The following is a 14179-nucleotide window of genomic DNA, read 5'->3' as shown; positions in this document are numbered from 1 at the left end:
AACGCGAGAGAGGGGTATAACCGATATGGAACCGTTTAAACAACTTACAGGCATCGTCGCCCCGGTCGACCGGGTCAATGTCGACACTGATGCAATCATCCCTAAACAATTTTTGAAGCGCATTGAGCGCAGCGGCTTTGGCCAATTCCTATTCTTTGAGTGGCGTTTTCACGAAAACGGCGATATCAACACTGAATTCGAACCGAACAAACCGCGTTACGAAGGCGCTTCTGTCCTCGTTTCCCGTGCTAACTTTGGCTGCGGCTCTTCCCGTGAGCATGCGCCTTGGGCGATTCTGGATTATGGCTACAAAGTTATTATTGCTCCGTCTTATGCGGATATTTTCTATAACAACTGCTTCAAAAACGGCATTTTGCCAATCAAGCTGAGCGAAGAACAAGTGGAAGAGCTTTTCCAACGCACAGCTAAATTCGAGGGTTATACCTTGAAAGTGGATTTGGAAAACAAACAGCTTTCCGATGACCACGGTTTGGCGATCAGCTTTGACCTTGATGAGCACCGCCGTCAATTTTTGCTGCAAGGTCTTGACGATATCGGCTTGACACTTCAGCACGCAGATAAAATTACGGCATACGAGCAAAAGCACGCTGCTCGCCTAGGCTAAATTAGCATAAGAAAGGGGACGATTCGGCCTTCACGGGCGAATCGTCCTCTTTTTTCCTTTTAACGCAACTTTTTCTGACAAGCTGCGTCTATATTTTAGTCTGTAAAAGTCGAATGCACTCATTCGATGCGGGCAATTTCAGTCATCGAGGTGGGAAATGAAGAAATTTGTATCCATGTTTTTGTTTATGTCGGTTTTTTTCACGATGTTCGCCACTGTAGGACAAGCGGCAGAGGTCATTCCAAAGCTTTTCCTGAATGGCCAGCAGCTGAAATCGGCTGTGAATCCCCAGATCATCAACAGCTCCACGGTCGTTCCCGTGCGAACGATTTCTGAGGGACTAGGCTTTCAGATTGATTGGGACAGCAAGACCAAAACAGTGACGGTGATCCACGGCGGTAATGTCATTAAGCTAAAGGAAAATGACAAGACAGCTTTGGTTAACGACCAAAAGGTACAACTGGATACACCGACGACGATCATCAAAGGCACGACGTTAGTTCCGCTTCGATTTGTTGGTGAGCAGTACGGACTTAAATTCGAGTACAAAGCTGCCGAAAAAGAAGTACATATGTATCAAGAATCCACAGTTCCTACGGAGCCAACTGAACCAGCACAGCCTGCCGAACCAACAGGATCGATTACAGAAGTAGCTTACAATGGCAACAGCTCGCTAACCGTCAAGTATGACGGAGTCATGAAAGCGAATAAGCCATTGCTGCTTGAGAATCCGAAGAGAGTAGTATTCGATTTTCCGAACACGGCTTTTGCTACCGTATTGACTGGACAAGCTGAAGTAAACGTTACAGACAGCACTTATTTGCAAAAAATTCGTTATTCCTTATTTAGCAGCACGCCAGCTACTGTTCGCTTAGTTCTTGAAATTAGCGAAAATACGGGATATGTATTGACGGAGGATTTGGGCAAGTTTGAATTGACCTTCATGTCACTCACTGACGTGCCGACAGATCCAAGCATTCCGGTTGAACCGCCAGTTGTAGTTAATCCTGAGAACCCGCCTTCTTCGAATGACGTCTATGATGTTGTCATTGATCCCGGGCATGGGGGTTCAGATCCTGGCGCGAAGAGCGTACTGGGCAAATGGGAGAAAGAATTTAACCTGAATGTTGCATTGAAAATGAAAGCACTGCTCGAAAAAGAAACTAAAATCAAGGTTCATTTTACGAGAACGGGCGATACTTACCCGACTTTGGACGACCGTGTTAAATTTGCTGAAAATTTAAAAGCTGATTTGTTTCTATCGATCCATGCCAATAGCGGAGGAAGTACCGCATCTGGTACCGAAACTTATTATTATCGCGATAATAGTAAAGCGTTGGCTGGTGTTATCCATAAGCATTTGATTGCAGCAACCGGCTTAAAGGACCGTGGAGTGAAAAAAGAAGCTTATAAAGTCATTAAGCAAACAACGATGCCAGCGGTGTTGATTGAAGCCGGCTTCTTGTCGAATACCTCTGATGCCAAAATGCTATTTGATGATGCTGCGCAAAGCCGCATAGCTGCTGAGCTTGTTGCGGGCATCAAGGAATACTTGAAAGTAAAATAGAAAGCAGGTGTTCAGTGTAATGAAAACATTCAAAGCACGCGGGCTGCTTGCTGTCATCATCTTATCTGCTGCATTGGCAGGCTGTGGTGTGCAGGACAAGCCAGGCAACCAACCAGGCAGCACAGCTGCGCCTACCGTGACTCCCTCGCCGGAGCCTACCGCAGCATTAAACGAGCGCGAAGCTATCATTTATTTAACCGATACTGAGCTAGCTGAAACAATCGAGAAATCCGTAAAGCTGCAATACGAAACGGATACCGATCTTGTGAAAGCGGCAATAGCCGAGCTTCAAAAAGATCCTGCCGAAAATGTGTTGGCTCTATGGCAACCAATTGAGCTTACATCCGTAGAATTAACTGATGGTCTTGTCGTTCTGGATATTCATTTGCCGGACGAGGCTCGTCTGGGTGCCCCTGGCGAAATGCTTGTCATCGAGACCTTGAAGAAAACGTTATTCCAGTTTGACTTCGTCCAAGGAATTCAACTATTGGTTGATGGCGCTGAAGTAGAAACGCTCATGGGCCATGTGGAATTAGAATATCCGATGGTGCGCGAACAAGAATAGCAGTTGTTTTATATGAAACACTCACACAGCACATAGTTACACATAGAACGGCTCCGCCCTTGCAAAAGGCTTGCGGGGTCGATTCTGCTTATTTCATCCTAAACTTTCAGGAGGATATCCATCTATGACATTGCAATTTGCAGGCAAAAAGATTTTAACAGGAGCGATTGTATTTTCACTCGTAACCGGAAGCGGCGTTATGCTGCCAAATCAAATTCAGGTGTCTGCGGCGGCATTAACCACGCCATTTAAAGACGTGAGCAGCGGACATTGGGCCGAGAAGCATATAGCAAAGCTGGCATTGCAAGGAATCATCGCGGGAAATACAACAACTAGCGGGGCATTTGTGTTCCGGCCAAGCGAAAATGTAAGCCAACAGGAAGCGGTTTTGATGGCGCTCCGTTTTGCAGGTCTGGATAAAAAAGCCGACCAGAATGCGATTATCGGCTTTCCTACCTCTTTTGAGGTGAGCAGCTATTTCAAACCTTATGTGACGCTTGCTTTCCAGGAAGGTTTGCTTGATCAGGCAGAAGAATTCGAGCTGGCCGCCAAGGAGCCTAAAGTCGCATGGGGAACTAAACCAGCTACTCGGGAATGGGTCACAAAGCTGATGGTTCGTGCAATTGATCAGGAAGAAGAAGCCGTACGGTTGCAAAACGCGGCGTCGAGCTTCACCGACTCTGCCCAAATCAATTCGATATACAAGGGATATGTCAATGCAGCCGCCAAGCTGGAGCTTGTCAAAGGCGTTACGGCAACGAAATTTGATCCCAAAGCGAACGTGAACCGCGCGAGCTTGGCGACGATGTTCAGCCGGGCGGAATCGATTTTTCCTGTGGCATATGAAGGACAAACAAACGGAATTGTCACAGCGAACACAGCAGCTTCGCTTACTATTTTCAGTGACAAGAAGGAAACCAGCTATGCCGTTGATGCGGACACGCTCTTTTATCACTATAATTCGGAAACGCCAATTACAAGAGAACAGCTTGTAGACTTCGGAGACGTAACTGTCATTGCTAAGGACGGTAAAGCAAAGTACGTGGAAGTCAAAGGGGACAAGCAGTACACGAAAACAGTAACAGGTACGCTTGACCGGGTGATTGCCGGCGAGAAGAAAATATACGTATGGATCAATGACAAGCCCGTGGAAATCTACTATAACGATGCAGTCTCTGTCGTAGATACAGACGGGAAGGCGCTAGCTCTGTCTGCGATTAAGAGAGACAGCCAGATCAGTATCGTTCAGGATACGTTCCGTGAAACTCCGCTTGCCCTGAAGATTGTGGCTTCGTCGCAAGCTGCAGCTACAACTGCCACTGGCACGTTCTATAGCGCGGATGGTCAGCTTGTTACCATTATGTCGGGCTCGGTGCTTGTATCCAAGTTTGTGGCTGATACGGTAACCGTAGAGATTGATGGCATTAATGGAGCGACGGTTAACGATCTGATCAAGGAAGCCGACCAAGTAGAACTAACGCTTAACGATAAAGACCAAGTGACAAAAATTAAAGTAGCTAACCGCAATGTGAAAACATTAGCAGGCGCTCAGGTTGCAAGCTATGTCTATGACAAAAAGCTGCTAACGATCGTAGATGCTTCAGGCGGAAACGCACAGGCGCTGTATTTTACAGACAAAACAAGAATTGAGTACGGCGGCAATGTGATTTCACTTGCCTCGGCTAATAGCCTCTTGACTCAAAACCGTAAAATTGTAATTAGCTATACAGGCGATTCGATCGTTTCCCTGCAGTTTATAACGAAATACACAGGTTCGCTTGTATCGATGAACTCTGCGGCTAATTTGATGACCCTCAGATTAGATGGCGGTGCTACTGCAGCCGTTCCTTACAATTCCGCTTTCGTTGAACATCCAACTATCGCGAATGCGGGCTTGAGCGATTTGAAGGCCGGCGATCTGCTAACGTTGGAATTAAACAGCACGCAGGACCGTGTTGCAACCGTTAAAGTACACCTTAACGCCCAGTATGAGGTCATCTCGTTAGATACGATTAACAAAAAGCTGAGAGTAAAAAACACAGCAACTGCCGCGTTTGATTTATCGGTGTTGAATACAGAGCTGCTGAATGATGTTGGGGCGAAACTAACGGTAGACCAAATCCCGACAGGCTCGATCATCAATGTTAATTATATCGGCAAGCAAGCGGTAACTGCGCGGATCGTACCTGTAACGTTAGGGACCGTACAATCCGTAGCGGCTAATTCCGTTACCGTCGTAAGCTTGGCGGGACAAACGATTACGTATAACGGCGATGCCGGCTTCGCGATCAGCAAAGGCGCTTCGCAGGGCACGGCAACGAGCCTGTTGGCAGTAGGGGATTACGTGGAAGTACAGAAGCCGGAAGGCGCAAGCACGATAATCACAGCAGCAGTTGGGGAAAGCCGCGTCTTCACGAGCTATAATGCTTCAACTGGCCAAATTTGGACGGAAAAAGCTTCGGATTCGGACAACCGCAATTATTTTAACGTGACCAGCAGCACAAAGTATACGCTGAATGGTGCTGTAGGCACTGTAACTGCTTTGAAAGCCGGGGATAAGATTACAATTTTCGGTTTCCGCAACAACGCGATTGCAATCGTCAAGTAGCGTTTTCCTTAAAAAATGGATGGATTTGTGCCGATATATTTAAAATTTGTGAAAAAACTGCCCTAATGGGCAGTTTTTTTATAGAATATGCTTGATTACGGTTGCTAAGCGTGACAAATTTCGCTACACTTTGAACGATAGTGTTTCATTAGGAGAGAGGACGATGATTGCGAAACAGAAAATGCGTCATGTGCTGGACGTAATAGCGGGCATGTTTCCAGATGCACACTGTGAGCTGAACCACAGCAATCCGTTCGAGCTTACGATAGCCGTGCTGCTCTCAGCGCAATGCACGGATGAAACGGTCAATAAAGTGACGGTATCCTTATTTGAAAAATATAAGCGGCCCGAGGATTATTTGAGCGTTCCACTAGAGGAGCTGGAGCAGGATATTCGCCGCATCGGTTTGTTTCGCAGCAAGGCTTCGAATATACAAAAGCTTTGCCGGATCGTCATTGATAAATATGACGGTGAAGTGCCCGAGAGCCATGAGGGACTTACCGAGCTGCCGGGTGTTGGGCGCAAAACGGCTAATGTTGTGATGTCTAACGCGTTTGGCGTGCCAGCCATTGCTGTTGATACGCATGTGGATCGCGTCTCAAAGCGGCTCGGATTTGCCAAGCCGGATGACACGGTGCTAGAGGTGGAGAAGAAGCTGATGAAGCTCGTACCGAGGGATGAGTGGACCTTGACCCACCACAGGCTGATCTTTTTCGGCCGCTATCATTGCAAGGCGCAAAGCCCGCAGTGCCCGATCTGTCCACTGCTTGATTTATGCAAAGAAGGAAAACAACGTATGAAGCCAGGGTTTAAAACAAAAAATAAGAGCATTAAACCTAAAATAGCCAATGAAGGATGATGAACATGAACTGTATTTCCGTTTACACGAACAATTTTGAGCTTTTTTCCGATATTTACGAGCAAGTGCTTGAGTCACCGCCAGAGGAGCACGAGGATATTTTGGTAGAAGGCATTACCGTAAGCGGCTCGGGCGATGTGCCTGACCAATACATCGAGCGTATGCGTTCGAAGCCAGAGGTTGTCGTGATGAGAGACAAAGAACGCAACATTATGATCTTGCAGCACGGCAATGTATTTGAAATTTGCCTGCCGTCTGAAGAAGAGCAAGCCGTTTAAGGAGAAGACGATGACTCAAATAACCGTGCAAAGCATAGCGGGAGCTATATCCGAAACAGCTGGCCTCATGGCGGCTGCAGGTGATGTGTTACATGCAAAGCAAGCACAAGAGCTGAACAGTAAGCTGACCGATGGTCGGCTTACTGTCGCTTTTTGTGGACATTTTTCGGCGGGGAAATCAACGTTGATCAATCGCCTTTGCGGCACAAAGCTGCTGCCTTCGAGTCCGATCCCAACCAGCGCGAACGTGGTATCGATCCGCGGCGGAGACCGTGCCTATGCGGCAGTGGAAATTCTTCGCAATGGGGCAACCTCGCAAGCGGAGGTTCCGATCGAGGAGCTTGACCGTTACTGCGTCGATGGGGAGCAATTTACATCGGTATCGATCGTTTATCCAAGCGAGCGCCTAGGCAATCATACGGTGCTGCTGGATACGCCAGGCATTGATTCGACCGACGATGCGCACCGGATGGCAACGGAATCGGCGCTGCATCTGGCAGATGTTGTTTTTTATGTTATGGATTACAACCATGTCCAATCCGAAATCAATTTCTCTTTTGCCAAGCAGCTGAAGGATTGGGGCAAGCCCTTATATTTTATCGTCAATCAGATTGATAAGCATCGCGAACGTGAGCTATCCTTCGCAAGCTATCGTCAAAGCGTCGAGGATGCGTTCCATGCTTGGCATTTGGAGCCGGCAGGGATCGTTTATTTGTCGTTGCGCGAGCCGGAGCATCCCCAGCAGGAATGGGAGTCGTTGCTCGAGCTTCTTGATCAGTTGAAAACGATTCGTGAGCCGCTCTGCGTATATAGTGTGGATGCTTCTTTGCGCCACTTGGTAGAGGGGCATAAGAAACGGGAAGACGAGCTGGCTGAGCCCGAGCGGGAACGGCTGGTCGAAGAAGCAGGCGATGAAGAGGCTGCGGCCAGGGTGAAAGGCGAGATGGATCGTCTGACCGCATTAGTTGCTCAAATCGCTGCGCATAAGGAAGTCTACCGGGCAGGACTGCGCAAGGAGCTGCAAAGCTTGCTCGACAATGCGAATATTACGCCAGCTGGACTCCGTGATTTGGCCCAAACGTTTCTGGAGAGCCGCAAGCCCGGTTTTAAAGCGGGTTTGCTCTTTGCGGCAGCGAAGACAGCCGCAGAGCAGGATAGGCGGCTGCAGGCTTTCAGCGCAGAGCTGAACAGCCTTATCAGTGCCTCTATTGATTGGCATGTGAAGCAATTGCTTCGTACGGAAGCGGAGCGAATCGGCTTCGATAACGAGCGGCTAGAGGCGGAGCTTGGGCAGAAGCTTGCCTGGCTGCCCGATGCGCAGTGGCTTATTGGGCGGGTAAAGCCCGGAGCTGTCATCAATAGCGAATATACGATGACCTTCAGCCGCGATCTTGCCGCGGATGTGAAGGGGGTTTATCGCCAGCGGGCGCTAGAGCTGATCGATGCGCTGGCGGATCATTCGGCAGCGGCAGGCGAAGCCTCTGCCGCCGAGGCCAAGGCACAGCTCGCGGCGCTTCGCGCGCAGGCTGGCGCCCTTGAGGCGCTTGCTGCGCTGGCGAAGCGCGCGGCAGAGCATGCAGCGCGGCTTGCGCGCGCGCTGCCAGAGGCGCCGGCGAGGCCGGCGTTGCCAGCGCCGCGCGCCGCTGGCCATACAGCAGCCGCGGAGCATGCGGCTGCAGAGGCGGCTGAAGCGTCAGCCGCCTTAGCCCGCAGCACGGCCGCGTCACCGCGTCCTGCCGCTTCAGGGCGGGGCGCATGGGGCGGCGGAGCCGCTCTTGCGCAGCAGCACAGCGCAGCAGCTCGCTTAGCGGGCGCTGCTGAGCTGCTTGCCCCGCATGCGGCGCTTGCTGCCGCTGCACAGGCGATGCGCGACAAGGCGAAGCGGCTGAAGGACAGCCGCTTCACCATCGCATTGTTCGGCGCCTTCAGCGCCGGCAAATCCTCGCTTGCGAACGCGCTGATCGGCGAGCCGGTATTGCCGGTCTCGCCGAATCCGACAACAGCAGCGATCAACCGGCTCGTGCCGCCGACGGCTGAGCACGGACATGGCACAGCGCGCATCGTCATGAAGTCGCGCGCCGCCATTGAGGACGATGTGCGCTATTCCTTGGCGCTGCTCGGCGAGAAAGCCGGCATCGACCAGCTGCCGGATGCCGCAGCCCTGATGCGGGCGATTGACCGGCTCACTCCCGATTCCATCGGTGCTGGCGGCCGCCCGCATTTCAGCTTCCTGCGCGCCGCTCGGGCGGGATGGGCAGAGCATGAGCCGCTCCTGGGCGAGCAGCTCTCGGTTAACCAAGCGGAATATGAACGGTATGTCGCGGAAGAATCGCGTTCTTGCTTCGTTAGCGAGATCGAGCTTCATTACGATTGCGCGCTCACCGCGCAGGGAATCGTGCTCGTGGATACGCCAGGGGCCGATTCCGTCAATGCGAGGCATACCGGCGTTGCTTTTAATTATATTAAAAATGCCGATGCCGTTCTGTTTGTCACGTATTACAATCACGCGTTCTCCCAAGCGGATCGTCAATTCTTGATGCAGCTCGGCAGGGTAAAGGATCAGTTCGAGCTCGACAAAATGTTTTTCCTCGTCAATGCCGCCGATTTGGCTGCGGATGAGGAGGAGCTGGCTGGCGTCTTAAAGCATGTGGAGACAAATCTCCTTCAGCATGCGATACGGTCGCCGCGCCTATTTCCTGTTTCCAGCCTGCAAGCGCTCGACGGCAAGCTAAGCGGGGATGCAGAGCTTCTGAAGAAGTCCGGCATTGAAGCATTTGAGCAATCATTTCTATCTTTTGTACAAAATGATCTTGGAAAGCTCGCCATTGATGCGGCAGAACAGGATTTGAAGCGTGCAGCCGCAACCGTAGCAGGTTGGCTGCAGAGCGCCGAAGGCGATGTCGCTGCTCGGGAAGCGGAGCTAAACACGCTGGAGGCATCCGTAAACGATGCGAAGGGCGAAATTTCCGCGCTTCAGTCCGGGGTCCTGCCAGAGCAGCTGCGGCAGGAGCTAAGCGAGCTTCTGTATTATGTCGTACAGCGCCTTCAGTATCGTTTTGGCGAATTTTACAACCTTGCCTTTAACCCGGCTTCCTTGCAGGACGACGGGCGCGATTTGCGCAAGGCGATCTGGACGTCATGGCTGGAGCTGCAGCGGCTAGTCCAACTGGAGCTCTCGCAAGAGATGCTGGCTACGTCGCTCCGCATGGAGAAGGGGATTCATACGCAGCTTCAGAAGCAATACGCGATCGCAGCCCAGCGCTTGGAAGCATCTATCGCATCCTATAACGCCGTTCCTTATAGCGCTTCGGATTTGCCGACACCGGATGAACCGGCTGCCTGGGAAGCTTCGGCTGTCGATGCGAAGCTGCTGTGGAGCCGTTTCAAATCGCCACGCCAGTTTTTCGAGGGGGAGGGCAAGGGTTTGCTTCGCAAGGAGCTCGAAGCGCTGCTTGCCCCGTCTTTGAACGGATGGATGACGGAACAGACGATGCTTTGGATTTCGCTTTATGAGCAGATTTGGCAGCAGGCTGCCGAACAAGCCGGAATCAAATTGCTAGAGGATATGCTGGCTTATGAGAGCGGGAAGCGGAGCTCGCTGTCCGGCACTGCCAATACGGCAGAACTGAAGCAGCTGCATGACAGTCTTATTCATATCTAATTGTCAATGAATGCGTATCTATCTATCGCATATACAGCTGAATGCTTTTGTGGGCGCGAGTTGCGCCTGCAAAAGCATTTTTTAATTTAGTGTGTTTCTGTGCAAAAAGTGAGCAATAGGCACATATCTGTCACGATTTAGGACCAATTGGGAGCATTAACCGTTTCCATTTTACATATCGCGGCTATTAGCTGTTTAAATCAGTTATATGCATACTTATACTGTTTGCTCGCATTTCGGGATGCTGATAATATTCATTCATACTTACAAAATAGCAACGGGGAGATGGATTTACTTGGACGTTTTTAGGCAATTGAAAGCATTTTATTGGGCGGAGCGAAAGTTTTTATTCTCCTCCATATTTTGCTTAATGTGCGCGACGGCGCTCGGACTTGTCTATCCGAATTTGCTGCGTTACCTGATTGACGATGTCATTAAGCCGGAAAAGTTCGACCTGGTTCCAAAACTTGCTTTTACGGTAGTAGCGGTCATCGCATTTAAAGGCTGCATGCAGTTTTTACATGGATTTTTTGGAGGAAGACTTGGCAACAAGGTAGCCTTCCGTATGCGTAATGCTTTGTATGACAAGCTGCAAACGCTATCGTACCAGTACTATGACAAAGCAAAGACAGGCGACTTGATGTCGCGCTTGACTGCGGATCTTGAGGCGATCCGCAACTTCATCGGCTTTGGTTTTGCGCAAATTTTGAACATGGTGCTTATGATCATTTTCGGCGGAGCCATGATGCTGTCCATTCATTGGCAGCTTACTTTAATCACACTAGTGACGATCCCGCTGCTCGGCTTTGCGGCCATTCGCTTTGAGCGCAATATCCATCCCGCGTTTCGGGAAATGCGCCAAGCGATGAGTAACTTGACCACAGCCGTTCAGGAGAACATTACAGGCGTGCGCACCGTTAAATCGTTTGCCCGCGAGAACCATGAGGTATCCAAATTTTCGATCCGCAGCGAAGCCTACCAAACCAATCAGGTCGGCGCTGCAAAGATATGGGCGAAATATTTTCCAGTCATGGAGCTTGTCGCCAACTTAAGCGCCGTCATCCTGCTGGTTGCTGGCGGTATTCTAGTCATTAATAATTCGCTTAAATTAGGGGAATTCGTCGCGTTTTTCAGTTTGATCTGGTATATTATCGGCCCGATGTGGGGTCTTGGCTTCCACATAAACAACTATACCCAGTTTAAAGCGTCCGGAGAGCGGGTGCTCGGCTTGCTGAATGAGCACGTTCACGTGAAAAACACCGAGGATGCAATTGAAGTAAGCAGCAATACGGTCAAAGGCCATGTCCGCTTTGACCACGTAACCTTCAATTATCCGGATAAGTCACCGGCAGTCACTGACCTTGTCATCGATGCGCCAGAGGGTTCCGTTATCGGTTTCCTTGGTGCAACCGGCTCTGGCAAATCAACGATTATTCAACTGCTGATGCGTGCGTATAACGTGAAGAAGGGGACGATCACGCTCGACGGGATCGATATCCGCAATCTTGACGTAGCAAGCTTGCGCCGCTTGATTGCACCGGTATTTCAGGAAACCTTTCTGTTCTCGGCTTCGATCCGCGATAATATCGCATTCGGTGTGCGCGATGTAACGCCGGAGCAGATCGAATATGCCGCGAAGCTTGCCAAAGCGCATGATTTCATCATGGAGCTGCCGCTTGGTTACGATACGATCGTTGGTGAGCGAGGCATGGGCTTATCGGGGGGCCAGAAGCAGCGGATTGCCATTGCAAGGGCGCTGATCAAAAATCCGCGAATCCTTATTCTGGATGATGCGACAAGCGCCGTCGACATGGAGACCGAACATGAGATCCAAGCGGGCTTCAAGGAGCTGATGGCTGGACGTACCACCTTTATTATCGCGCACCGGATTTCCTCGCTGCGCCATGCGGACGAGATTATCGTCCTTGACGAGGGTCACATCGTACAGCGCGGAACGCATGCGCAGCTGATCGCTCAGCGTGGGCCATACCGCGATACTTACAACATTCAATATGCTGATTATCCGCTTGATGATTCATCACTGGCAGCGGAGGCGCATGACCGGAAAGGGAGTACCGTATAATGAGCACGAGTGCCAAAGCCAAGGCAAGCAATAAAAATGAACGCTTCATCTACCAGGACGACGAGCTGATCGAAAAACCCTTTAACTGGGGGCAATTGCGCCGTTTGTTCATGTACATGAAGCCTTATAAAAAACAATTGATGCCTGTTATCTTTATGATGATTTTGGGCACGTTGACCCGCTTAGGAGTACCGGCTCTCGTTATTCTTGCAATCGATGAAGCCATTGCTCCTGCGAGCGGCAATACGAGTATTCCGAAGCTTCTTATTATCGCAAGCATTATGCTGCTGTTGTATGTGATCCAATGGGCTTCAAATACGTACCGGATTAAGTATACGAATATCATTGGGCAAAGCGTTATTTATGATCTAAGAAATCATCTTTTCCAGCATATTCAGAAGCTAAGCTTTCGTTTCTACGACAAAAGGCCTGCCGGATCGGTACTCGTGCGTGTAACGAATGACGTTAATGCGCTGCAAGACCTTTTCACGAATGGCGTTGTCAACCTGCTGATGGATTGCGTACAGCTCTTTGGTATCGTCATTATCCTGCTCGTATGGAACTTTAAGCTCGGGCTTGCGGTTATGATTACGGTACCGCTTATGTTCCTCGTCTCAACGACGCTGCGCAAACGAATCCGTTTCGCTTGGCAGGATGTGCGGATCAAGCAGTCCCGCATCAACTCACACCTAAATGAGAGCATTCAAGGGATGAAGGTTACACAGGCGTATGTGCAAGAAAAAGATAATATGAGCTTTTTCGACCATATGAACACCGATAACGTAAAATCTTGGAATAAAGCCTCTGCGCTGAACCAAGCATTCGGACCGGTTATCGAAATTACATCTGCGATTGGTACGTTCATTTTGTTCTGGTACGGGTCGCATCTCATTCAAACGGGAGCGATTACAATCGGTCTGCTCGTAGGCTATGCCAATTATATTGGAAACTTCTGGGACCCGATTAACCGACTTGGACAAATGTACTCCCAGCTGCTTATTGCAATGGCATCATCGGAGCGGATTTTCGAATTCATTGATGAGGAGCCGACCGTGGCTGAGCTAACGCAAGCAAAGGCGCTGCCAAAGATCAAAGGGGATGTCAAATTCGACCACATCGTATTTGAATACGAGAAAGGTAGACCGGCACTCAAAAATGTGACGATTGACGTGAAAGCCGGGCAATCCATCGCGTTGGTTGGGCATACCGGTTCAGGTAAAAGTACAATCATCAACCTGCTGTGCCGTTTCTATGATCCAGTCGAAGGACGCGTGCTGATCGACGGTATCGATATCCGCGATGTCACGATTGAGAGCTTGCGCTCGCAAGTTGGGATCGTGCTGCAAGACACCTTCATCTTTGCGGGTACGATAAGGGATAATATCCGTTATGGACGGCTGAATGCGACGGATGCGGAGGTTGTGAGGGCGGCACAAGCGGTCAATGCGCATGATTTCATTATGGGATTGCCTGACGGTTATGATACGCAGGTTGAGGAGCGCGGGAATGTGCTCTCCATGGGTCAGCGCCAGCTGCTTTCGTTCGCTAGGGCTTTGCTCGCCGATCCGCAAATTCTCATTCTCGATGAAGCGACGGCAAGCATCGATACGGAAACCGAATTGAAAATTCAAGAGGCGCTTAAGGCGCTGCTTGCCGGACGTACATCGTTTATGATTGCTCACCGTTTGTCTACGATCCGTCATGCCGATGAAATTATCGTCTTAGACCACGGCCAAATCGTTGAACAAGGCAACCATGAATCACTGATTGCCAAACGAGGCGTGTATAACGGGCTTATTGAAGCGCAGTACCGTTACTTATAAATTTCATTTTTTAAAAACAGTTGATTTTTGAAGATAGAACCTCCACAATGGAAGAAAAAACGAACCGAAGCGCTTGCCTAGCCCTCGTATGGTAACGGTAAGTGCCTTCG

At 50.1% G+C, this 14179-nt stretch carries 9 protein-coding genes; all 9 read left to right on the top strand.

Annotation, left to right across the window (positions count from 1 at the left end; translation table 11 throughout):
• Nucleotides 1-25: 25 nt before the first annotated feature.
• The 9 genes from leuD to FJQ58_RS30685 all read left to right on the top strand — a co-directional run bounded on the left by leuD (nucleotide 26) and on the right by FJQ58_RS30685 (nucleotide 14069).
• The gene (gene leuD / locus FJQ58_RS30725; protein ID WP_139999460.1) at nucleotides 26-625 is read left to right on the top strand and encodes a 3-isopropylmalate dehydratase small subunit; all 600 of its coding nucleotides are present in this window, start codon (nucleotides 26-28) and stop codon (nucleotides 623-625) included.
• Between the two features lie 157 nt (nucleotides 626-782).
• Nucleotides 783-2192: an N-acetylmuramoyl-L-alanine amidase gene (locus FJQ58_RS30720; protein ID WP_139999458.1), complete on the top strand. Its 1410-nt coding sequence runs from the start codon at nucleotides 783-785 to the stop codon at nucleotides 2190-2192.
• A gap of 19 nt (nucleotides 2193-2211) precedes the next feature.
• Nucleotides 2212-2757, top strand: a complete 546-nt coding sequence (locus FJQ58_RS30715) for a GerMN domain-containing protein (protein WP_139999456.1) — start codon at nucleotides 2212-2214, stop codon at nucleotides 2755-2757.
• Between the two features lie 124 nt (nucleotides 2758-2881).
• On the top strand, nucleotides 2882-5365 hold the full coding sequence (locus FJQ58_RS30710; RefSeq protein WP_139999454.1) for an S-layer homology domain-containing protein: 2484 nt from the start codon (nucleotides 2882-2884) through the stop codon (nucleotides 5363-5365).
• A gap of 163 nt (nucleotides 5366-5528) precedes the next feature.
• Nucleotides 5529-6224, top strand: coding sequence for an endonuclease III (gene nth, locus FJQ58_RS30705; protein WP_139999452.1), 696 nt, complete (start codon nucleotides 5529-5531; stop codon nucleotides 6222-6224).
• Nucleotides 6225-6229: 5 nt separating this feature from the next.
• Complete coding sequence (locus FJQ58_RS30700) at nucleotides 6230-6502, top strand: NAD/NADP transhydrogenase alpha subunit (RefSeq protein WP_139999450.1); 273 nt, start codon at nucleotides 6230-6232, stop codon at nucleotides 6500-6502.
• Nucleotides 6503-6512: 10 nt separating this feature from the next.
• Nucleotides 6513-10163: a dynamin family protein gene (locus FJQ58_RS30695; protein ID WP_139999448.1), complete on the top strand. Its 3651-nt coding sequence runs from the start codon at nucleotides 6513-6515 to the stop codon at nucleotides 10161-10163.
• Nucleotides 10164-10458: 295 nt separating this feature from the next.
• Nucleotides 10459-12246 (top strand): ABC transporter ATP-binding protein, encoded by a 1788-nt coding sequence (locus FJQ58_RS30690; protein ID WP_139999446.1) that lies wholly within the window; start codon nucleotides 10459-10461, stop codon nucleotides 12244-12246.
• Nucleotides 12246-14069, top strand: a complete 1824-nt coding sequence (locus FJQ58_RS30685; protein ID WP_139999444.1) for an ABC transporter ATP-binding protein — start codon at nucleotides 12246-12248, stop codon at nucleotides 14067-14069. Before FJQ58_RS30690 ends, FJQ58_RS30685 begins: the two co-directional genes overlap by 1 nt.
• Nucleotides 14070-14179 lie beyond the last annotated feature (110 nt).

The organism is Paenibacillus paridis (assembly GCF_006345825.1).
GTDB classification, from domain to species: domain Bacteria; phylum Bacillota; class Bacilli; order Paenibacillales; family Paenibacillaceae; genus Pristimantibacillus; species Pristimantibacillus paridis.
The sequence above is the reverse complement of the archived record's forward strand: the minus strand, read 5'-3'. Positions and strand labels throughout refer to the sequence as shown.

What these genes read in the sequence shown, in the direction of transcription:
- leuD (WP_139999460.1), top strand. Translation starts at nt 26, where the DNA reads ATGGAACCGTTTAAACAACTTACAGGCATCGTCGCCCCGGTCGACCGG.
- FJQ58_RS30720 (WP_139999458.1), top strand. Translation starts at nt 783, where the DNA reads ATGAAGAAATTTGTATCCATGTTTTTGTTTATGTCGGTTTTTTTCACG.
- FJQ58_RS30715 (WP_139999456.1), top strand. Translation starts at nt 2,212, where the DNA reads ATGAAAACATTCAAAGCACGCGGGCTGCTTGCTGTCATCATCTTATCT.
- FJQ58_RS30710 (WP_139999454.1), top strand. Translation starts at nt 2,882, where the DNA reads ATGACATTGCAATTTGCAGGCAAAAAGATTTTAACAGGAGCGATTGTA.
- nth (WP_139999452.1), top strand. Translation starts at nt 5,529, where the DNA reads ATGATTGCGAAACAGAAAATGCGTCATGTGCTGGACGTAATAGCGGGC.
- FJQ58_RS30700 (WP_139999450.1), top strand. Translation starts at nt 6,230, where the DNA reads ATGAACTGTATTTCCGTTTACACGAACAATTTTGAGCTTTTTTCCGAT.
- FJQ58_RS30695 (WP_139999448.1), top strand. Translation starts at nt 6,513, where the DNA reads ATGACTCAAATAACCGTGCAAAGCATAGCGGGAGCTATATCCGAAACA.
- FJQ58_RS30685 (WP_139999444.1), top strand. Translation starts at nt 12,246, where the DNA reads ATGAGCACGAGTGCCAAAGCCAAGGCAAGCAATAAAAATGAACGCTTC.